General features: G+C 33.9%; 21 protein-coding genes. 7 read left to right on the top strand and 14 right to left on the bottom strand.

The window, feature by feature from the left end; translation table 11 throughout:
- Positions 1-124: 124 nt before the first annotated feature.
- A complete protein-coding gene (locus EE116_RS11905) occupies positions 125-2,569 on the top strand; it encodes a type VI secretion system Vgr family protein (RefSeq protein ID WP_122874676.1) in 2,445 nt (814 codons plus the stop codon).
- 261 nt (positions 2,570-2,830) lie between these two features.
- Here EE116_RS11905 and EE116_RS11910 read toward each other — a convergent pair whose 3' ends face one another.
- The 14 genes from EE116_RS11910 to EE116_RS11970 all read right to left on the bottom strand — a co-directional run bounded on the left by EE116_RS11910 (position 2,831) and on the right by EE116_RS11970 (position 15,521).
- Positions 2,831-3,631, bottom strand: coding sequence for a hypothetical protein (locus EE116_RS11910; protein WP_122874712.1), 801 nt, complete (start codon positions 3,629-3,631; stop codon positions 2,831-2,833).
- Positions 3,632-3,692: 61 nt separating this feature from the next.
- Positions 3,693-4,250, bottom strand: coding sequence for a hypothetical protein (locus EE116_RS11915; protein ID WP_122874677.1), 558 nt, complete (start codon positions 4,248-4,250; stop codon positions 3,693-3,695).
- A gap of 3 nt (positions 4,251-4,253) precedes the next feature.
- Positions 4,254-4,733: a hypothetical protein gene (locus EE116_RS11920; protein WP_122874678.1), complete on the bottom strand. Its 480-nt coding sequence runs from the start codon at positions 4,731-4,733 to the stop codon at positions 4,254-4,256.
- Positions 4,734-5,010: 277 nt separating this feature from the next.
- Complete coding sequence (locus EE116_RS12635) at positions 5,011-5,550, bottom strand: hypothetical protein (protein ID WP_206159284.1); 540 nt, start codon at positions 5,548-5,550, stop codon at positions 5,011-5,013.
- A 7-nt stretch (positions 5,551-5,557) separates the two neighbouring features.
- The gene (locus tag EE116_RS11930) at positions 5,558-5,893 is read right to left on the bottom strand and encodes a hypothetical protein (protein WP_122874679.1); all 336 of its coding nucleotides are present in this window, start codon (positions 5,891-5,893) and stop codon (positions 5,558-5,560) included.
- 42 nt (positions 5,894-5,935) lie between these two features.
- Entirely contained in the window at positions 5,936-6,223 is a 288-nt protein-coding gene (locus tag EE116_RS11935; protein ID WP_163028084.1) for a hypothetical protein, read from the bottom strand.
- A 165-nt stretch (positions 6,224-6,388) separates the two neighbouring features.
- The gene (locus EE116_RS12520; RefSeq protein WP_163028085.1) at positions 6,389-6,556 is read right to left on the bottom strand and encodes a hypothetical protein; all 168 of its coding nucleotides are present in this window, start codon (positions 6,554-6,556) and stop codon (positions 6,389-6,391) included.
- 123 nt (positions 6,557-6,679) lie between these two features.
- Complete coding sequence (locus EE116_RS11940; protein WP_122874681.1) at positions 6,680-7,093, bottom strand: hypothetical protein; 414 nt, start codon at positions 7,091-7,093, stop codon at positions 6,680-6,682.
- A 2-nt stretch (positions 7,094-7,095) separates the two neighbouring features.
- Entirely contained in the window at positions 7,096-7,566 is a 471-nt protein-coding gene (locus EE116_RS11945) for a hypothetical protein (protein WP_163028086.1), read from the bottom strand.
- A gap of 4 nt (positions 7,567-7,570) precedes the next feature.
- Positions 7,571-8,107 carry a hypothetical protein gene (locus EE116_RS11950; RefSeq protein ID WP_206159285.1) on the bottom strand — a complete coding sequence of 179 codons (537 nt, stop codon included), beginning with the start codon at positions 8,105-8,107 and terminating at the stop codon, positions 7,571-7,573.
- Between the two features lie 98 nt (positions 8,108-8,205).
- Complete coding sequence (locus tag EE116_RS11955; protein WP_122874715.1) at positions 8,206-8,904, bottom strand: hypothetical protein; 699 nt, start codon at positions 8,902-8,904, stop codon at positions 8,206-8,208.
- Positions 8,901-10,406, bottom strand: coding sequence for a hypothetical protein (locus tag EE116_RS11960; RefSeq protein WP_122874683.1), 1,506 nt, complete (start codon positions 10,404-10,406; stop codon positions 8,901-8,903). Before EE116_RS11960 ends, EE116_RS11955 begins: the two co-directional genes overlap by 4 nt.
- Before the next feature lies 1 nt (position 10,407).
- The gene (locus tag EE116_RS11965) at positions 10,408-11,214 is read right to left on the bottom strand and encodes a hypothetical protein (protein WP_122874684.1); all 807 of its coding nucleotides are present in this window, start codon (positions 11,212-11,214) and stop codon (positions 10,408-10,410) included.
- An 11-nt stretch (positions 11,215-11,225) separates the two neighbouring features.
- On the bottom strand, positions 11,226-15,521 hold the full coding sequence (locus EE116_RS11970; protein ID WP_122874685.1) for a glycoside hydrolase family 19 protein: 4,296 nt from the start codon (positions 15,519-15,521) through the stop codon (positions 11,226-11,228).
- A gap of 1,366 nt (positions 15,522-16,887) precedes the next feature.
- Between EE116_RS11970 and EE116_RS11975 the strand changes: the two genes are divergently transcribed.
- From EE116_RS11975 to EE116_RS12000, 6 genes are all read left to right on the top strand, one after another.
- Positions 16,888-17,388 carry a hypothetical protein gene (locus EE116_RS11975; RefSeq protein WP_122874686.1) on the top strand — a complete coding sequence of 167 codons (501 nt, stop codon included), beginning with the start codon at positions 16,888-16,890 and terminating at the stop codon, positions 17,386-17,388.
- Positions 17,389-17,477: 89 nt separating this feature from the next.
- Positions 17,478-17,789 carry a hypothetical protein gene (locus EE116_RS11980; RefSeq protein WP_122874687.1) on the top strand — a complete coding sequence of 104 codons (312 nt, stop codon included), beginning with the start codon at positions 17,478-17,480 and terminating at the stop codon, positions 17,787-17,789.
- A gap of 750 nt (positions 17,790-18,539) precedes the next feature.
- Positions 18,540-18,782, top strand: a complete 243-nt coding sequence (locus tag EE116_RS11985) for an AbrB/MazE/SpoVT family DNA-binding domain-containing protein (RefSeq protein ID WP_163028087.1) — start codon at positions 18,540-18,542, stop codon at positions 18,780-18,782.
- 28 nt (positions 18,783-18,810) lie between these two features.
- Complete coding sequence (locus EE116_RS12905) at positions 18,811-18,954, top strand: type II toxin-antitoxin system PemK/MazF family toxin (RefSeq protein ID WP_241091709.1); 144 nt, start codon at positions 18,811-18,813, stop codon at positions 18,952-18,954.
- Positions 18,955-19,144: 190 nt separating this feature from the next.
- Positions 19,145-19,801 (top strand): IS607 family transposase, encoded by a 657-nt coding sequence (locus EE116_RS11995; RefSeq protein WP_122874689.1) that lies wholly within the window; start codon positions 19,145-19,147, stop codon positions 19,799-19,801.
- Between the two features lie 5 nt (positions 19,802-19,806).
- Positions 19,807-21,123: an RNA-guided endonuclease InsQ/TnpB family protein gene (locus EE116_RS12000; protein ID WP_122874690.1), complete on the top strand. Its 1,317-nt coding sequence runs from the start codon at positions 19,807-19,809 to the stop codon at positions 21,121-21,123.
- The last annotated feature ends 119 nt before the right edge of the window (positions 21,124-21,242 follow it).

Below are 21,242 nucleotides of genomic sequence, written 5' to 3' on the forward strand. Positions count from 1 at the left end.
CTATCATAAAACGCTTTGTATTGCCGCCTATCTTAAAATGTTTTAAAATTTAAGTTAGCCGCATCAACCCAAAGCGCGGCGGAATACAAAATTTGAGCTATTATAGAGTACAGGAACGATACGCATGGATTCACAAAAACCGATTTCGTATGCAAATTTGACTATAAACGGACAGGTTTTTACCGTAACGAAAGCTACGATAAAAGAGAGCTTGGAAGAGATATTTTCCGCAGAGTGCGAAGGATACTGCGAAAGCATGGAAAGTCCGCTTATTCAAAGCTTAAATTCTACTCTTTCCAATGATCTAGACGGATATAAATTCCTAGACAAGCAAGCCGTTTTAAAAATAAAAAAGATAGCATTGCAAAATACGAGCGATCCAAGCTCTATTAACTTACCAAGTAGCGGTGGTATAGATGAATCGGTATATAATGGAATAATATCCGAAGTGGGGTATATAGGGACGTCAAATACCGGGGGCCATAAAAGCTCTATTTCTCAAAAGTATTTTTTTAAATTCGTTTTAAGCTCTCCACTCTTTAGGCTATCGATAAATTCGGCAAATAGAATTTTTACCGATCAGACTATAATAGACGTTATAAAAGAAATTTTAAAATTTTACCAAACCTCGCTGATAAAAGAGGTTGATTTTTCTAATGTAAAAAACTCGTATGAGCCAAGAGAGTATATCTCGCAATACAATGAAAGCGATTTAAATTTCTTGCAAAGGATTTGCTTTAATAACGGTATATATTTTTATGAGGACGATAAAAAGATATATTTTTACGATACGGTAACTATTTCCGGTTTTGAGTTAGCAAATCAAGACGGCGCGACTTTAAACGCTCCTTCTGGCTTTAGAGAGGTAAATTTTAATCCAAATATCAACAATGCATTAAAACAAGAATGCATAAAAGCTATAAATAAGACCGAAATTTTAAACGCTAACAGCTTTTCTTATTCTTCGCAAAACACTATGTATCCCACCGTTTTAGATATGGTAAATTCCAAACAAAACGAGAAGACTAAATACAATGCGCATTTTCATTTAGGTCAGTATTCTTTTACGCAGCAAGAGTCTTTAAATATCCCTACGGAGCTAAAAAGGCGTAGATCTATTTTAAATTTAAATACCTATATAGCCGATTCCAACGTATTTGGTTTGAAGTTAAATAGCGGGGTGTCTTTAAGCTATGATCCCTCTGCCTTAAAAAACGATACTAAATTTGATTTTAAAATCATAGCCCTCGTTCAAAATTTCGTAGACGAGACGAATTTGGAAAATAGACTAGATACCAACGATATAGTCCCAATCTCCGGCAAAAGCTTCTCGACATCTTATAGCAATCAAATAATAATGCTTCCTTCTAGTACCGTATACGTGCCAAAATTTAAAACAAAGCCTAGATCCCCGGAAGTAACCTTGGGAGTAGTTATAGGAAACAACGGCATAGACGACGAGAAGAATACTATCCACACCGATGAACACGGCCGCGTAAAAGTAAGAATCAATGCCTTTTCTTCTCAGGAGACGGTGGATGATTGTTTTAACCCAAATGGCATCAACTCAACAAATACCAAAGACTACTCTCATAGCGCTTATTTAAGAGTAATGACGCCTATAGCTAGTAGCGATTCGGGGTTTTTTGCTATACCTAGAATAGGCGACGAAGTCGTAGTGTCGTTTCTGGAAGGGGATATAGATAAGCCTATGGTTAGCGCTAGTTTATATAATGCCTATAACCCGCAGCTGCCCAATTTACCCAGCGATTACCATCAAACTACGTTAAGCTCAAAAACTATAGGCGTAAACGAAAGCGGTAGAAATGAATTTACTTTTTCAAATTTAAAAGACAAAGAGCATATTTATTTAAAAGCCCAGAAAGATTACGGCGAACTCATCCAGCATGATTTTACCCAAACCATACTAAACGATAAGTCCTCAAAAGTGTTAGGAACCTACACTGAAAGAATACAAGAAGCTCACGTGCAAACCATAGACCTAGCCAAAAACGTAAACGTAGGGGCGGAATATCTCACAACGGTAGGCCTTAGCAAAGATACCGTCGTAGGACTATCAAATACGGTAAACGTGGGAGTAGATAATAAAATAAGAGTCGGACAAGATAGCTCAGAATATGTAGGAAACGATAAAAATATCGAAATAAAAGGAAATTTAGATACCGTCATCTATCAAAACGAGAATCGAACCGTCAAAGAAGATAAAAAAGACGTGATCGAAGGCAGTTATGAGATGAACTCTTCAAAGGGAATAAACAAATACACCCAAGAGCACATAGTTCTCCAAGCCGACAACTACATAGATATAAAATCTAAGTCAAATTTAGCCACCAACACAGACTCTCAGCATACGGAAGTCGCGGACTCTAAATTTTCGGATATTAAGTCAAACTACGAGGTCGATGCCGGTAATCAAATCTTGCACCAAGTCGGCAACGCTCAAATCGAGATAACGTCAAATAACGTAATTATTAGAGCCGGCGGGGTAGAAGCGATATTTGATCAACGAGGTATAACCGTCATAGGCGGAGAAGTAAGGGCGGAGTAAGGATGTCTTCTCATAGATATAGTCAAATCTAAACCTTGCTCGGTCATCGGTTTTTGTGTATATTTAATATACTGGCACAGTAAATAGCCGTACTTTCATTCCAAATTTTATTTAGAAGCTTTTTGGATATCTAGTAAATTATATATGCTAATAATATAGTGCAAATAACTTATTTACGGCAACAAGAGATACCAAAAGCGCTTTGCGCATACCATCTTAGTATCCTTACTCAAAAATGCTTTAGTGTCTCTAAAAATTACGTTAATCCTCCTCTTCCTTTCTATCCTCAGGCAACACTAGATGACCATTTTCGTCTATTAGGGAGTATTGAACCAATACTATATAGAGTAGATCATGTATTTTGTATCTATCAAAATCACCGGTATAGTTATCATATTTTCTTAAAAACTCGGCATAAGGCTTATTGTCTGTTTTTTTAATGTCTTTCAAGTCTCTAAAAGAGTAAAGTATAGGCACATACTTTAAGGTATCTTCAAATACCTCTTTAAAATACTCATAGTCTTCATCGTAAATTCTCTCAAACAGCTTTTTATCGTTTTTATAAAGCATTAAGGCTAGTTTAGCTGTGGAGTTTCTATAATGAGACCTAGTGCAATGAATAGAATTGCCAACGCTATAATTATATTTAATTTGCACCCTAAAGACTTTAGAATATCCTTCTATACACTCTTTTTGAGTTTTACTTATCCTCTCTCTTGCTATCTTCCTGGCTTTATCTTTTAGCTTAGGATTTTCTTTTACTATTAGATTATAAAGATCGCTAAAGTAGTTATCTCTAAAGGCAATAAATTTCGACTGGCAAACAAAGTCTTCTAAAGAGTACTCTTTAAATTTATACTTTCCTTTAGCATCAGAACATTTAAAGCTAGGAGGTATCTTAGTGCCATAAGCGTTAAAAGAATAGTCATCTCCGGTAAAAAAATTATTATCAACCTGCTCTAATTGCTCAATAGCCTTTTCACTAGCCTTACCAGGCATTAAAGGCTCAAACGAGTGTAAATTTAAAACAACTAATACTGTTAGCAGTATTTTAAATTTCATCACAGTACTCCCGCTTAGTTAAATATACTTATTTTATAATATATTGCTCAAATTATCTAAATTACTGCTTATTTTTATAAAAGTTTTTTCTCATGTCGTTAAGAATTTCTGGAGTAATTTGATTTATATAAAGTCTATTCTTTTTACCATGATCTGTATAGTAATTTTCTACTTTATTAATTTTTTCATCGTTTATAGCCTCATCTATATATCCAAATTTCCAAATGTACTCATACAAATAAAATTCTGAGGCTAAATTTTTAAAAAGTATATAAAAATCCACTATGTTTCCGTCTCTGTCTTGTGTTCCACCTTTAAACTCAATTATATTGCCATTAGCTGTAACGTTCCACATAGACATATCATCGTAACAGAAACTCCATTTTTTTATCTTATCTTTGTAAATAATGGCGCACTCTTTTATATCTATTGCCCGACCTAGATTGTCGTCATTATAATCACGTAAAATTTTTACAGAATAGCTATTACTGCCTATTTTAAAATAATAATTAGATGCGTCTTTGTATTTAAAATTTGGTATTTCATCTTTTCCCATACCATTGCAAGCCAGCAATGATACTAATAAAAATGCACTATTTAAAAATTTGAAAAAATTCATATTCTATGATCCATCGGTACTATATCCATCAGGGTTTTTTATTAGGAATTTTTTAACAGCATCCGCGTCATATCCTTCACAATCATCGTCACACTGAAAGTCTATGATTTTTGTTAGAGGTGAAATAATGATCGAATTTTCTTTTTTGTTTAACTCATAGCAGTTGGTTGAGTTGCTCTTTGTGCCATTTAAAGAGTAGCTATTGATAACACAAAGATTTTTCTTTTGATTTATATCCGTAAAAAACACTGACTTTATTTCATCAAATATATCTATAATATCAGGTTCTACTAAGGTTTTATCTGTGTTTAAGAGCACCATTTGTGTTTTGTTGTTTTGTGTTTTTAAAAACGTAAGTACAGCTAAAACACCATCTAGTTTTACTATGACTGGTTTATGTGGCATTGTAGCTTTGTCATCTATTTTGCATTGCTCCCAGTCATCTTTTGTCCATTGGCTTTGAAGTTTTTTAGAGATAAACATGCAGTTTATTTCTGCTCTATTGGCATTTTTTGGAGACTCAAAGGAAAAAGCTCCACCATCAACCTGCCCATACCCATCACTTGCTTTTTTAGTAGCCTTGTTGGGCGTTAAAAACTCGAATGGATATAAATTTTGCCCTATAAATACAAATGTTAGTAATAAAATTTTAAATTTTATCTCTTATCCTTTTATTTAAATTTCTTAAATATATTTGCTTCTCTTATGCGTTTATACGAATTTGCCAAAATGATTAATTATAAAAAGAGCTATTATAGCATCACGGGTACTCAAATCCAAATTCATACTCTTTTAAAACTCCATTAGAAAAGATGAATTTCTCGTAGTAGAGTGACATATCAAATTCTTGTAAGAGTTTGCTTTCATTTTGCTCAGTGATGTAGGTGACGATAGAAATGGCGTTTTCTTCTTGTAGATCGTTTGGTTTACCTAGTTTCTTTAAAATTTGGTCTTGTTTGTCGCCAAGTTTTATGCCAGAATTTGTAGTGAAATCTTTTATTTTGCTGGAATTTATATAATCTTTAGTCAAATTTTTATCAAAAAATTTGACATTTATCCTTTGGACCTCACCGCTACCACCACAACAAAAATCGAGCGTCATTATCTGTGTTCTTGATAAATTTATGAAGCTTGCCTTTTCGCCGTCTAAGAAATATTTAATTTTTTTAGATGATAAATTACTTGTAGGTAAAATTTTACCTACTTTGATTTTGTCTATGCTTGTTGTGCGTGGTAAATTTTCACTGGCTATTAAATTTAGAAAACCTAAAATTAGAGATAGTATTAAAAAGTGTTTCATTGCAATTTTATTCATCTTTATTAAAGTCGCTCCAGCCGTTGCCAAGATATTTTGGGTTCGGACTAAATTCCCCAGCCCCTATGTCAAGATCGCCGCTATTTGGTATCCTGTAATGACCCCATGCGCATGGCTTTATTTGTACCTTGCCTACCTTGCACTCTCCACAAAATAAATTATTTGCGTACAAATCCTCATCTTCTGATATATCGTCGTATAGCAATTTTTCATCGTTGTCAATGTACCATCTTGTTAGCATACAGCCTTTAGCTTGAAATTTTTCTGTTTCGCCTTTTATAAAATAGGTCGCTAAAGCTATGCCTTGGGCATTGATTTTGCCTTTCATAAAATCATCAACACCGTAGTTAAAATTTGTATATTTTCTTATTTAAGATATTTGAATTTCGCCGTTAAATGGGCGAGCTTCTCCGGTTATCTTATAGTTGCCAGATACTATATATTTTGACCTTGATATCTTTTTAACGTTATCAAAATTTATACGTAGTCTGTGATAATTGGCTCCGATATAACCCAAAAATTTTATACGATTGTCAGCTAAAATGTTAGAAAAATCAAATTTATCAAACTTATTTTCACTTATAAAATGTGCCTTGCTATCTAGATACCCACTAAAGCACTGCTTGGTGGCTTGCTCTGCAAAAAGAGGGATCGACATAAATAGCGTTAGATAGAAAAGAATTATTTTATTGAAAGTCTTCATTTTTGTTTATCGCCTCACACGCTTCAAAATTTACTACAGCTCTCTTGTTTTCATCTGCATCTATTCGTAGCGCCAGGTAGCATCCATTACTTTCATATATATACTCATTTGCAAAATAGGCTAGTTCTCACCATATTCGTCATCGTCCGTCTCTGGATCAAGATCTATATTTTTATTCTTGGCTACTCCAGATATTTTTATGGCATCGTTATTTGCCTTATTCTTATAGATTAGGCTAAATTTGATCTTATCTTTAGCTATCTGCTTTGTGCTCAAATTTGCACTCACAATATCTGTTTTATATGCAAAAACTTGTGCAAATAAGGCACTACAAATAGTTACAATAAAAAGTATCGTTTTTATATCATTTCTCCAAAAATTTATTTAGAACAAAAAATAAAGGCATTAGGTTCATTTATCAAATTTTAAGTATTTACTATCGCAATCTTCAAAATGATTATACTCGTTCATAGAATTTCCATAGTTTTGTATGGCTATACTACCATTTTCATACACTCCGCCAATCTTTTTAAATTTTATGTAAAATCCACCTTCGCCGTTGCTTTTTATGCTTGATATATAGCCTTGTGATTTTGTCTGATTATTCTCCACTATCTTGTAAAAATACTTCGCTTTATTGGTATTTTTTGCTATTTCTATTGAAATATTACAAGGCTCATTCTTGTAAATCCCCGTTAAATTTATATCTTTTGCGTAGGCATTATGTGTCATAAAGGCTAGCACCATAAAATAAAAAACAACTATCTTGTTTGTCATATCTATCCGCTCTTTTTTAACCGCATTATATCTATTTAACAAAGGCAAAACTATATCTTTTTGATCTTTCCATTCTCAAATTTATATTTTCTTTTATCTGATAGTTTTCCACTGCTTTTAAAATTTGGATCGCCATTGTTGATTAGTGCATTTTTGTGTGGTTTGTCTATTATTAAGATGCCTTCATTGGTGACTTCGAAAAATGGCACACTCGCACACCAATCTATCTCGCCTTGAAATTTAACATTATTGTCCTCTTTCTTTTCAAAAATTCTCAAAGGTCCATGTCTACTGCAGGCTGAATAGTTTTGTATGTCTTGAAATATCCACACTTCACTTCGATTAAATTTGGTATAAAAGACCAAATTTGGTTCAAGCTCATATTCGCACTCTCTGCTATAAGTTTCTTCATCATTTATGCTTATGGAGCATTTGTTGTCCTTGCTGTACGTTTCTATACTTAAGTTTTGAGCATTAGAAAATACGATAAAAAGTAGTGATAAAAATAAAAGTTTTTTCATAAAATTAACCTTTATAGCCATTTTTCAGACCCTTTTCTAATTTTTCCTTAACTTTTGCTGCAGCTTCCTCTTTTGTAATGCTTCCATCCATGTTTTTGTCTAATCCTTTATTTGCTATATAGCTAGAACTACTAGAACTAAATAATACGTAATCATTCGATTTACCAATAGCTTTTGGATAAATAATTGCCATATAAATGTCCTCTATGGTTTCAATTTTTCCAGCATAGGGCATAAAATATTTTTCAACATATTCAAGTTGTTCAACTTCAGACATATTTGCTAGTTTTGATGTAGTTGTACCTAAGCCAGCTGCTGTTGTTTCTAAAAATTGTATAAGTCCTATAGCACTAGCAACTGGATTTTTTATACTAGCTGAAAAAGTCTCACCTGTCTCAAAAGCCATACATGACATCAAAAAATGAGGATTTATTTTTAAATTTATACATATTTCTATAACTTTTTCCTTAAATTCTAAAGAAACTTTTTTACCCCAAGCAATTTTACTGTCTGTTTTTAAATCAACCCCAACCCCCCTCATCCCCATCCACCCACATACCCTTATCTACTCTGGTTAGACTCTTTGAGTCGTTAAACGAGCTTATGAATTTATCCATATTATCTTTACATTATTTGGGTTTAGGCTTTTATCGCAGTATCCGCATTGCTTCCTATTATATTGCCTTCATCGTCAAGATAGATCTCTACGTCTTTATACTTTTCGTAAAATTTAGGAGCCAGAGTTTCATTGAGATATAGTTTGCCTTTTTCCGTTACAGCTACTACTATATTTTTTCCACTCCAGTCTTCAGGCTTATCCCAAGAGGTAGCAAAGTAGAAGGTGGCAAACCAGTCCGGATGATTGTCGTTTTCTTCGTCAGTTCTATCGAACCTTTTTTTATAAAAAAAGTTATCTCTAAAATACACCCAAGCTTCGTATTTGGAATTTCCGTAGTAAGACAAATTTGTAGGATAATCCGTTTGTTTATAATCGTCGTCATAGTCGCATAAGAAGTCTATGTATCCGGCTAGAAAAAGATTTCCTACTATACCTATGTATTCGCTTATGTAGGTTGGCTCTGGGGAGTCTATGTCGTAGTTGCTTTCGTTTTCTGACAAGTGGGGCATCATTTCGTCCGATTCATGCCTGGCAAACATTGTTATAGACTGAAGAAAATAGTATTCCATAAGTTCCAAAATATTAGCTTTTGTGGCATTTGGTATAGCATCCAGAAATACGCTCACAACTTCTTTTTCAAATATTTCATCACATTCATTAAAAACCTGATCATTCAATTCGCATATCATCTTGGCTGTTTTTATTTTCTTTCCCTTCATTTTGGTTCCCATCCTTTTATATGTACTTTCCAGTCATGTTCTATTCCTTTGCCCTTGCCTATAGCGTCCATCTCTATCGTTTCTCCGCCACTCTTTGACCCTGTTCTATATTTTATAATAGTCTTTCCGTCATCCAGTTTATGCATTGTAATATCCTCTTTGGTTGTAATTTTGGTTTTTTTGTTTGTTATGGGGACTGATCTTTTTTCTATAAATTTAGATCCTTTGGAGATTCTTATCCAAAGCAAATCCAATTCTTTTTTATTATCAACAAGTCTTACTGAAGAATTTATATTTCTGGCACTTCCACCAATCTCTAATCTCCTAAATATCCCCACTATCTCTTCCCTAGTTAAACTCTTAAACAGCCTTGTATCTTTTACGTACTTAACTATCTTTGGTGCGTTTTTTTGCGCAAATCTCGCAGCGCCGGGAAGAGCAAAGAAATCATCCTCTAAAGGCGGATCTTCGTCTTCTATATTAAATAAAATTTCATCCTTAGGAACTAGTATCTCTATATAGTCGCCGCTATCGTCTTTGGTTTCTATTCTTAAGACGTTATAGTTTTCATCCTCTTTATTTATATCCACCCTCATATGAGTCTTACCGTAGTTTGTATTAAACTGGAATTTAGCTTCATTCGTATCTTTGGACTTATCGTTTTGTTGATTGTTTTTGTTTGTTTGCTTGCCTTTATCGTCTTTGCCTTTGTTTTCTTCGTCTTTCTTCTCTTTATCTTTAAGAGCGGCAAAGAATATTATACTATGTCCTCCTTGTTTTAGCTTTGCTAGGTCGTCTTTGGTTACTACCTTTGATATTTGGATCGTTATTTCTTTACCTTTTATTAGACCGTCTTCTTTGTTTGATTTATTATCTTGCCCTTCGTTACTTTGTTTGTCTTTTTTATTCTTTAGGGGTATGACGTCTTTAGGATTTGATTTAGATACTTCGTTATACTCTATGCTCTTTATTACCTTATATCCCCATACTACCTCTTTATACTTTTTGTTATCGTTTCCTTGCTCGTCTTTTTCTTCTTGTTTGTATATGGCTTTTAGGGTTATGTCTTCATTTGTTTTAAACGGATACTCGTTATCTGAGATAACGTTTATTATGTTACTAGTTATATCCCTTAGAGAGGTTTTTCTTAGGTAGCAAAAGCTTTGGCTATTCTTATCTTTATAGCTTAGAGATATTACTGCAGTATCCGAGCGTTTATGTATATCTTTGGTAGTATGGGTTTTACTTAGGTCGTTTGAATATATTATGAGCTTGGTATCTTTTTTGTTATCTTTATCTATGGGGATATTAAATTTAGCCGTATATGAGTTTTTAAATAAGGAGTCTTGGTTTTTTACCAAAGACGAGCTTTCATATGCCGTTTTATTAGAGCAGTTATGAAGATATACCTTATCTATATCGGTAGCTTCTCCGTTTTCGTTTTCGATGATGAGATCTTGCAAGGTAAGGGCGAAGTTTGAGTTTGAGTAAGAAGTAGGCATACTACTCCTCTTCTTCCTTTCTATCCTCAGGCAACACTAGATGACCATTTTCGTCTATTAGGGAGTATTGAACCAATACTATATAGAGTAGATCATGTATTTTGTATCTATCAAAATCACCGGTATAGTTATCATATTTTCTTAAAAACTCGGCATAAGGCTTATCGTCCGTCTTTTTAATGTCATTTAATCCTACTTCGGAATAAAGTATAGGCACATACTTTAAGGTATCTTCAAATACCTCTTTAAAATACTCATAGTCTTCATCGTAAATTCTCTCAAACAGCTCTTGATCGTTTTTATAAAGCATTAAGGCTAGTTTAGCCGTATAGCTTCTATAGTATGATCTAGTGCAATGAATAGCGCCTGATATACTAAAATTATCTTTAAACTGCACCCTAAAATCTTTAGAGTACTCATTTATACACTCTTTTTGAGTTTTAGCTATCCTCTCTCTGGCTATCTTTTGGGCTTTATCTTTTAGCTTAAGATTTTCTTTAATGATTAGATTATAAAGATCGCTAAAGTAGTTATCTCTAAAGGCGGTGGTTCTTGACTGGCATATAAAGTCTTCTAAAGAGTACTCTTTAAATTTATATTTTCCTTTGTCATCATAGCATTTAAAGCTGGGAGGTATCTTAGTGCCATAGTAGTTAGTTAGGTAGTCTCCGTCAAATGAAACACCGCCATTAACTTGCTCATAATCATCACTAGCTTTTTCACTAGCCTTACCAGGCATTAAAGGCTCGAATGGATATAAATTTTGCCCTATACATACTAATGCTAGTAGTAAAATTTTAAATTTCATCTCTTATCCTTTTATTTAAATTTTTTAAATATATTTGCTTCTCTTATGCGTTTATAAGAATTTACTCTTTCTGTTCTATTTTCTTTGCTTGTGCCCCCATTTATTCTATTTGTTATCTTATTTACTACGCTCTCATTGTCTGAATCCGATTTACTTTCGTCTGCTATATCATAAAGTCTTTTATATTTATATATCCAAAAAAATGCAGCCGACATAAAAGCATAGGTTATATTTTCGGCTATTAGTTGCGGTTTGTCTACGAAATTTACTTCATCATCTACCAATTTCATTTTATGTGCGTATTCATTAAAATCGTTATATATTCTTCTACCCGTTATTTGTATCATTCCTCTACCTCTATACTTCCAGCCGTCGCCTTCTTGGGTATTGCCTAATTTATATCCTTCTCCTCTATTTTCATCGGCATATATAATATTGGCTATTATTTCCTGATTAGCTTTTTGAGTAATTATTTTTTTCTTTCCTTCAAATTTTTCCTTTCTGCCATATTGCTCAGCTTCATCCGGATGATTTTTAAAGTAAGAAAAACTCATAAGACCTTTCGCGCTATAGTTTAAACTCTCCGTTAGTTCGTGGAAACTACTTCCTACCTCTACCACGCACTGCCCAAAGAAATGCTCCAGCCTATGTCTAGTATCAAGCTTATATTTGATATACATCTGTACTCCGTCCGCGTCTCTTCTGTTTAGCTCATCTACCATCTCTTGCAGGATATATTCTTGATCTGCTTTTATATCGGTAAATACCTGCTTTAACATACTTAGCGTAAAAGGATAGTCTTTTATATCTATTAAAACCTTTACCCCCTCATCCCCATCTTCCCACATACCCTTATCTACTCTGGTTAGACTCTTTGAGTCGTTAAACGAGCTTATGAATTTATCCATATTGTCTTTGCTTAGTAGATTGATGCCGTATTTGGTATCTTGGTTTATGTTTGTTTGATCTGTTTGGGATTGGAGTATGTTTGTATTGCTTTGGTTTTGAATATTTGACGGATTTTCTTCGTCTATATAAATTTGATAGTTCTTATTTGTCTTCTCATCGCTTTTTAACTCTTTACTTAGTTTATCGTCCTCATATATCTTTATATCCTGTACTTGATCTATATTTTTATTTATGTAGTAGTATCCGTCTTTTATGTTTTTACTCTCTTCTTTGTTTTTATTTACTAAGACGTCATCATGTCTTAGGCTAGCTTTAAATGACTTTTCTTTTATAGCATGCTCAAACTCATATATGAGTACTCTATCGTCTTTAAATTTGATATATAGAGGTATCTTTATATCCACCCTCATATGAGTCTTACCGTAGTTTGTATTAAACTGGAATTTAGCTTCATTCGTATCTTTGGACTTATCGTTTTGTTGATTGTTTTTGTTTGTTTGCTTGCCTTTATCGTCTTTGCCTTTGTTTTCTTCGTCTTTCTTCTCTTTATCTTTAAGAGCGGCAAAGAATATTATACTATGTCCTCCTTGTTTTAGCTTTGCTAGGTCGTCTTTGGTTACTACCTTTGATATTTGGATCGTTATTTCTTTACCTTTTATTAGACCGTCTTCTTTGTTTGATTTATTATCTTGCCCTTCGTTACTTTGTTTGTCTTTTTTATTCTTTAGGGGTATGACGTCTTTAGGATTTGATTTAGATACTTCGTTATACTCTATGCTCTTTATTACCTTATATCCCCATACTACCTCTTTATACTTTTTGTTATCGTTTCCTTGCTCGTCTTTTTCTTCTTGTTTGTATATGGCTTTTAGGGTTATGTCTTCATTTGTTTTAAACGGATACTCGTTATCTGAGATAACGTTTATTATGTTACTAGTTATATCCCTTAGAGAGGTTTTTCTTAGGTAGCAAAAGCTTTGGCTATTCTTATCTTTATAGCTTAGAGATATTACTGCAGTATCCGAGCGTTTATGTATATCTTTGGTAGTATGGGTTTTACTTAGGTCGTTTGAATATATTATGAGCTTGGTATCTTTTTTGTTATCTTTATCTATGGGGATATTAAATTTAGCCGTATATGAGTTTTTAAATAAGGAGTCTTGGTTTTTTACCAAAGACGAGCTTTCATATGCCGTTTTATTAGAGCAGTTATGAAGATATACCTTATCTATATCGGTAGCTTCTCCGTTTTCGTTTTCGATGATGAGATCTTGCAAGGTAAGGGCGAAGTTTGAGTTTGAGTAAGAAGTAGGCATAGCTTCGTTTCCGTAAGCAAGAAGAAGCTTCATATCAAACATAGCTGAAGCCTTATCGTCTCTAAGGGTAAAGTTGTTTTCCTTAGCGAAATTTAGGAGGGTGAAATTTAGATAGTTAGGACTATGGGACGAGGTTTGATTTGAGACTAAATTTGAGTCGTTAGAACCGAGGTTGCCGCTTTGTTTAAAGCAACCAATCTCTATCATGCCCTCTTTTAGCTTATACTCTATCTCTTCTTCATCCCTTCTAATAGACGTAAAGTACGGGTTTTTCGGTTTGGTTTTATCGTTTGAAGAATTTTTGTCTTCTTTACCGTTTGCTTCGCTTTTGTTTTCATTATAGCCACTATCTTCGCTTCGGTAAAGAGTTACCGTATCGCTTGAAGCAAATTTACCCGTAAAAGGATCAAGGGACTCGCTGCTTGTTTTAGCGTTTTTAAATTTTATCTCTTCGGTAGTAGAGACGCTTGGACTTTGGGCGGTATGATCGGTATTTGAGTTTTCATAGGGATTAAATATAAAATCCGTAAGTAGTAGCTCGCATAAATTTACCTTACCGTAGTTAGCCCTGCTTGGATTTAGCTCTTTTGGATTTAGCTCGCTACAATCAAACGGGGTTTGGCTAGCTAGCACTATGGTAAAGTTGCTCTTTTTGGGTTGGAAAATTTTAATAGGAGTAGCGGTCTTAATAGGGCAAAGTATGAGTATATTTTCTTGTTTATATAGCTCTTCTTCTCTTTTTCTTAAGAGCTTGTTTATCCTTGAAGCGTTAGACCCGGCTGCTAGGGTTAGGTTTATGCAGTAGATGTTTTCTAAGCTAAAGGTTTTAGAGGTATGAGAGCTTAAGAGAGAATTTAGCTTGTCTGCAAAAGGTTTAAACAGTGCTTCTTGTTTTGAGGTGGATGCGTCGCCCGGTTCTGCGCCGGATTTGCTTAAGCTCGGATCTTGTTTTTCTGAGCTTAAGTTTTTATTTGAGGAGCCGTTATTTAAATTAGGCGCGACGCTACCGGCCGTATTTGGCTTTAATTTATTTGTCTCGTAGGTTTTTATAAACTCTAGACATGTGGCTTCTTCTACGCCTTCTTTGTCTCCTTCGTCTTTTTTGGGATATTTTATCTTTGTTACGTTTAAATGGCTAAATACGTCTATACACTCGCTAAAGCCGATATGCTCCGTACCGACCGGAGTTAAATTTGAAGCGCTAAAGTCGGCTTGGTTGCCTAAAGAAGAAGATAGGTTGTTTAAATTTTCATTATATGCGTCATACTCAAAAAGACCGAATCTGGTTGAAATCCTCTCTCTTATTTTATTGAATTTATCGCCCCTTTTTCCATCAAAGCTTTCATAAGCTAGCCAGTACCAAGCTCTAAAACGACTTTTACTCTTGATGTAAGTTACCAAAGACGCATTTAGTTCTTTTTTATCGCTAAGATAAAGAAGTGCTAAAAGAGCTACGTGTTCTTTGCTAGGAGCTCTTGATTGCCCGCTAAGCAAGGCGGCTTGGTTATTGCTAGAGGCGGCAAGCGCAACTTCTCCTAATTTTCCAAGAGGAGAGCCGCTTAGCTTTTCATTTATCTCCCGGACGAGGGGTTTTAGCTTTTGCTCAAGGATAAAGCATTTTTGATCCTCGGAGGTAAATTTAAACTCCGGCAAAGAGTTTTTGGCTTCACCAGTCTGAAGATGCGAGTTTTTAGACGAAGAGGACGAGAGAGATTTATCTGAATTCGAGCTTGACGTCTGTTTTTTAGCCGGAGATTTTGAGGTCGTTTTTGAGTCCTCTGCGGCTTTATTTATATTTTCATAAAGCAAGGCGGCGTTTTCCGATTCCAATTTTGTTTCGTCCGGCTTAAAGTCTGCTATGGCTTTTTTTACCGCACCGATAAGCTCCTTGTTTTTCTCTTTCCCATAAATTTGATCGCATATCGTATCGATATCGTCTTTTAGACTAAAGCCGTAGCCTATAAACGGTTTGTCCTTTAGAAAAAAGATATTATTTGTATCGACGGAGTCTTCGTATCGTAGTTTTATAAGCTCTATTAAATCTTCTTTGAAATTCGTATGGTTTCTAGGGGTTATAGGCACAAAGCATCCTTGATTGCTTTTTAGGGTATTTTATCGCAAACCGGAAAAATATTCAATAATACGCCTAAAAACAGCATTTGTTAAGGCAAATAGATATGAAAAACAAACGATCTAACCTATGAGGGATTTTGCGGTGTAGCCTCTAACGGATTTTTAATTAACGATTTTGACTAAAAACGTATCCAAATATAAGCTAGATGATAAAATATCGAGTGTTTACCCATAGAGCTTACTAGTGAATTCCAAGCCGACTTTACATCAATGCTATCGGATTTGGCGCAAAATAGCATAAGCTCTCTACCGTTTTTTAATTCACTTTTTAAAGGTTGCCACGGCACATTAGCCGTTCTGGCGTAGCTTTATCAACATCAGTGCTTGATGTTGAGTAAATATAGTGCCGTATCATACATAACGCACTCGAGTACATCCGCTTGACCTACTCTACGTTTTTGGCTTCAACCTAGAACCTTGGCTACGCCAAATACTTTACAATTTTTTGTTTGTGTACAAATACGAAACTACCACGCGGAACCAATAGTAATATCGCCAATCTCGTAGCCGTCATCTGGTAGCATGCGTTAGGCAACGCATGCTACCAAAGTTAGTAATGGTTGTAATTAAGCACATATTTAAGTATATTTTTGGTTGCTTTACAGTTATTTTTCAGTTACGTTCGAAATGCGTTTGGGTTAATTTTAAGTTAACTGCTGTTGCATTTTTGAGATACTTGCTTTTGCATTCCAGTAGCACCAAAATGTTTAGTAGGTTTTTTGTATTATGACTGTGCACTTTTTTTGTTCTTTTTTTTGAAATTTTATCACATTTACCAAATATACTCACTAAGTTGCGATACAGTTCCAAAAATAAACTAATTTAAAATTTATATCCACACTACCGCATAAGGCGAATTTATCATGATATAAAAAATATAAATTTAAATGCTGCCGATGAACAGGGGGCAATACTGAGATTTAACCCAGATACCGAAAGTAAAAATAACGATATTGTGGGTATTACTAACCATAACTAGACTGCTGCTATTTATATTACGTTTTGATTTTTTACATTTTTAGACACTAAACTAACCATCGAAAGCGCTATTTAATTAAAAATAACGCTCCTTCGTCTCTATACGAGATTCTTATAATATTATAAAGGATCGCTAGTAGGAGGTAATTGTTTTATATATAAATTGAAACTTAAAAATAAAATATTAATAGCCTAAAATCGGTTTTTGAGTGTATTATTTAAGCAAAACAGGCAGTTAAAGTGGAAGTTCGCTTTTTTTAAGGTTTGTTTTATTTTTCGACTAATGAATACATTCTAACTAAACATAGTTTTATATTCAGTTAAGTAGAATAGTCATATGAAAACCATAAAAGCCATACCTAAACATACTTTTTATGAGAAGCTTGCAGTCCGAAGAAAAAAAGAAAATTTAGATTACGACAAGTTAAAAGAAATTATCAAAAACACAAAACACATTTACCAAGATATTTCTGTGAGCGAGTTTTTAAAAGAGAATGACCTTGTTTGCATAGAAAAGAAAATCATAGATTTAAATTCGGATACTTTTTTAAGACGCCTATACCGATTAGCTTTTGAACACAATAGAAAAGGTCGTTTAAAGAATTGCGAAATTAGGCAAATGGCAGAGAACTTCTTTGGAGTAAAAATTGACACAAGGATAAATGAAAGATTGCTAAAAATCTTAAGATTTAAACATAGCACTATATATTGCCCTATGGTCAAAAGCGATTTTAAATACTATGGTTTTTTGGAAAAGGACGACATAGAACTTTCGTTTTTACTTGGCGAGATAGATAAAAGGACTTTTAACTACTATAAAAAAATAATGAGGAAATAAAACCTGCGGCACATATATAATAACTTAATAAATTTGCTAGTAAAGCTAGAATTTAATAATAAAATATAGAACCATGAAAGGAAAAAACTATGGCATACCCATTACTAGGCACAAAAATAGTGATAGACGAAGAGAAGGTTTTACGAGAGAAAAAATATAATCTGTCGGCAATGTATGAATACTTGGACGAGCTTGGAAAACAGTGTGATTTGATTAGGATAGATAAAAATACATTCCACGCAAAAGGGAACGAAAACGATTTGGCAAATCTTGGGATTTTTATTTATGACAATGCAATAGAAAAGGAATGGCTAACCAAAAATGTCAAAGAATGGATTTGGATTAGCCAGAAAGAAGGAAACAAGAGTATAATTGGTAGCAAATTCGGAGTTTGGAAATGAGTGAAGATAGGGTAACCACACGAAAAGCTATTAACTTTGACTTATCAACGAATACCTTAGAGGAACTGTTTGGTAAAGGAAATACCAAAAAACCTTACGCAGACATAAAAAATTTATGGAATCGAATGGTTTTATGCACAGACAATATTCAGGCTATGTGTCAGTAGAGCCAAAGACTAAAGCCGATATTAGAAATAGGAAAGGCGGCAAAGAGAACTAAAAGAGTAGCAAGAGCGTGTGTGACTTTTTGGGGTATATATTATACGATTTTAGTATCTTGTCTTCAAATCTCCTACATTTTTGGTATCTGAGCTTCTAAAAATTTTAACCATAAATAAAACAAGAAATCCAACGCCCTTTAGTCACTAGATGATTTAAGGAGAGACTGCATAATAAAAGCTTGTAATTGCATAAAAACCAAGAAAAAGGCAAAGCTTGTAAAATTAGGCGCTAGATTACACTACGGCCTTAAGGCATAGATAGGTTTATTTTTTGCGCTACAAGGCTCAGAACTCCTTGTTTTGCCCACCACCCCTCACGCTTAATCCCCCCCCCCATCCATATACTTGGTTGGTTGCTCAAGAGTATCCTTTATTTTTATCGTATTATGTCGTTTTAAATTCCAAGCTTGCGCCGTATAGTAATATATCCGCTCGTTTTTATTTCAGTGCAAGAGCTATTGACGATTAAAATTTTAAAACCTTTTAAGACATACGCTGTATAATCATGGGCAAATTAAAAGGAATAAAAATGCAAGTAGCGCTTAATAAATGGGGCAATAGCGTGGGGCTAAGAATTCCAAATTCTATATTGCATGAACTCGGTATAGGTTGCGGCAATAAGCTAGAGATCAAAGTAGAAAACGGTAAAGCGGTAATGGAGCCGATAGACGACAAAAAAGATAGGCTTACCGAACTGCTAAAAGCTATAAAACCGGATAATCTACACAGTGAAGCGATTACCGGCGCTGCTATAGGTAATGAAATAATATGAGCTATACGCCAGACGCCGCAGATGTAATATGGATAGACTTGATTCCCAAGCCGGACATGAGCAAGCCAAATGCCGTCCGGCCGCCGTATTAACGCCCAAAGCCTACAACGAAAAAACGAGTCTGCTTATCTGCGTGCCGCTAACCGCGAAAGTAAAAAAACTATCCGTTTGAGGTTGCCATTAGCAGTGAAAAAGATGGCGTTGCGCTAGCCGATCACGTAAAAAGCCTAGACTGGCGGGCTAGAAACGCTAAGTATAAGGGCTAGTCTCAATTAAATTAATTCTATAAAAATATATAAAATAATGTAATTTTTTTATATATTTATCTTGACAACCAAATTCAAATTTGATATACTTACCTTATGAATAAATTATTATCTATCGGACAGGCAAGTAATGCTCTTGGCGTTACTATTCAAACTCTTAGAAATTGGGATAAAAAGGGCTTGTTAAAGCCTGATGAGCTTACTCGTGGCGGAGAGCGCAGATATAAACTAGAAACGCTTAAAAATATAAATCGCAATATAGTATTTCGTAACGACAATCTAAAAACAATCGCCTATGCAAGAGTTTCATCTCACGATCAAAAAGATGACTTAATCCGTCAAGTTCAAATTTTAGAACTGTATTGTTCTAAACAAGGCTTTGATTATGAGATTATTCAGGATTTAGGTTCTGGAATGAACTATTACAAAAAAGGTCTAACAAAGCTTTTAAATTTGATATTAGACGGCAAGGTAAAAAGACTTGTTTTAACTCACAAAGATAGATTATTAAGATTTGGAGCAGAGCTTGTTTTTTCTATTTGCGAAGCTAAAGAGGTTGAAGTAATTATAATAAATAAGGGCGAAGAGAGTGTTAAATTTGAAGAAGAGTTAGCTAAAGACGTTTTAGAAATCATCACGGTCTTTTCAGCTCGTCTTTATGGCTCACGCTCAAAGAAAAATAAAAAGCTACTTGACGAAATGCTTCTGCTTTGCAGTGATGTGAGCGAAAGCGAAACGAAAAGAGATAGTTAACAATAATGTCAGCGAATAGTCAAATAGCACCTAGCAAAGAGGATGAACTTCTAACTATAAGCCATAAAATAGAATTAATCCCAAATAATAAAGCTATTACTCATTTTAAAAAAGCTTTTGGTTGCTCTCGTCTTGCATATAACTGGGGATTAGCTAAATGGCAAGGGTATTATAAACAAGGCATTAAAAAGTCTCACTTAGAACTTAAAAAAGAATTTAATGCCATTAAAAAAGAGCAGTATCCGTTTGTCTATGAAGTGAGTAAATATGCTACCCAGCAACCATTTGTTAATCTAAATTTAGCGTTTAATAAGTTTTTTAAAGATTTAAAACAAGGTAAATTAAGTTACCCAAAATTCAAAAAGAAAAAAGAGAATTTTGGCTCATATTATATCGGCGGTGATCAAGTAGTTATCAAGGATAATAAATATCTTAAATTGCCAAACTATGGGTTAGTAAAAATGAGAGAAGCGATTAGATTTAATGGTAAGATAAACTCTGTAACCATTTCTTGCAAAGCTAATAAATTTTATGCTTCTTTTAGTTTGCAAATAACCAAGGACGAATATAATGATACGCACAAGATAAACGTAAATTGTAATGATGATGTAGTAGGGATTGATTTAGGGATAAAGGAATTTATTAGCTTATCTAATGGCTTACAAATAAAAGCACCTAAGCCATTAGATAAGTTTAATAGGCTTTTAGTTAAACGTTCAAGGCAATTAAGTCGCAAACTTCACGCAAAAACCAAGCAAGAAGCATTACAAGGCATAAAAAAGTCGAATAACTATTTAAAAGCATCGCAAAAACTTAATAAACTACACTCTAAAATTTCAAACATAAGATCTGATTTTTTACACAAATTATCAAGTTTAATAGTAAGAAATTTTACTTACGTAGGACTTGAAAGCTTAAATACGCAAGGTATGATGAGAAACCATAAATTAGCAAAAAGTCTAGCCGACGTTAGTTTTTACGAGTTTAATAGACAACTTGAATATAAGGCAAGTTACCAGCAAGGGCAAATTTATAGAGTGGGTAATTTTTATCCAAGTTCAAAAACTTGTGGCAATTGCGGAAGCATAAAACAAGACTTAACTTTAAAAGATAGAGTGTATAAATGTAGTAATTGCGGAAATATTATAGATAGAGATATTAATGCAAGCATAAATTTACACAAATTCGTAAATAAATCAGTAGGATTAGTTCAGTCCGAATTTACGCCTATGGACTTGACGGCTCTGTTAGATGATTTAGCAATAAATCAAATAGCAACCAGCAAGGTTGAAGTAGGAATACAACAAGAATTCTATTTATAGATTATTATAGCTATTTATAGTATTTGATAGATTTGTAGGAACGGAAAGATAACGCAAGAGGAGTTAGGAGAAATTCAAGAAAAACTCGGACTACTTTTGGGAATTTAATATATGGATGT

The organism is Campylobacter showae (genome assembly GCF_900573985.1).
Lineage (GTDB): Bacteria > Campylobacterota > Campylobacteria > Campylobacterales > Campylobacteraceae > Campylobacter_A > Campylobacter_A showae_E.

Coding starts and splice junctions, on each gene's coding strand:
- EE116_RS11995 (WP_122874689.1), top strand. CDS start 19,145: ATGAATAAATTATTATCTATCGGACAGGCAAGTAATGCTCTTGGCGTT.
- EE116_RS11985 (WP_163028087.1), top strand. CDS start 18,540: ATGCAAGTAGCGCTTAATAAATGGGGCAATAGCGTGGGGCTAAGAATT.
- EE116_RS11930 (WP_122874679.1), bottom strand. CDS start 5,893: ATGAAAGGCAAAATCAATGCCCAAGGCATAGCTTTAGCGACCTATTTT.
- EE116_RS12905 (WP_241091709.1), top strand. CDS start 18,811: ATGGATAGACTTGATTCCCAAGCCGGACATGAGCAAGCCAAATGCCGT.
- EE116_RS11950 (WP_206159285.1), bottom strand. CDS start 8,107: ATGAGGGGGGTTGGGGTTGATTTAAAAACAGACAGTAAAATTGCTTGG.
- EE116_RS11945 (WP_163028086.1), bottom strand. CDS start 7,566: ATGAAAAAACTTTTATTTTTATCACTACTTTTTATCGTATTTTCTAAT.
- EE116_RS11955 (WP_122874715.1), bottom strand. CDS start 8,904: ATGAAGGGAAAGAAAATAAAAACAGCCAAGATGATATGCGAATTGAAT.
- EE116_RS11980 (WP_122874687.1), top strand. CDS start 17,478: ATGGCATACCCATTACTAGGCACAAAAATAGTGATAGACGAAGAGAAG.
- EE116_RS11975 (WP_122874686.1), top strand. CDS start 16,888: ATGAAAACCATAAAAGCCATACCTAAACATACTTTTTATGAGAAGCTT.
- EE116_RS11965 (WP_122874684.1), bottom strand. CDS start 11,214: ATGAAATTTAAAATTTTACTACTAGCATTAGTATGTATAGGGCAAAAT.
- EE116_RS11920 (WP_122874678.1), bottom strand. CDS start 4,733: ATGTTTATCTCTAAAAAACTTCAAAGCCAATGGACAAAAGATGACTGG.
- EE116_RS11915 (WP_122874677.1), bottom strand. CDS start 4,250: ATGAATTTTTTCAAATTTTTAAATAGTGCATTTTTATTAGTATCATTG.
- EE116_RS11905 (WP_122874676.1), top strand. CDS start 125: ATGGATTCACAAAAACCGATTTCGTATGCAAATTTGACTATAAACGGA.
- EE116_RS12635 (WP_206159284.1), bottom strand. CDS start 5,550: ATGAAACACTTTTTAATACTATCTCTAATTTTAGGTTTTCTAAATTTA.
- EE116_RS11910 (WP_122874712.1), bottom strand. CDS start 3,631: ATGAAATTTAAAATACTGCTAACAGTATTAGTTGTTTTAAATTTACAC.
- EE116_RS11935 (WP_163028084.1), bottom strand. CDS start 6,223: ATGTCGATCCCTCTTTTTGCAGAGCAAGCCACCAAGCAGTGCTTTAGT.
- EE116_RS11960 (WP_122874683.1), bottom strand. CDS start 10,406: ATGCCTACTTCTTACTCAAACTCAAACTTCGCCCTTACCTTGCAAGAT.
- EE116_RS12000 (WP_122874690.1), top strand. CDS start 19,807: ATGTCAGCGAATAGTCAAATAGCACCTAGCAAAGAGGATGAACTTCTA.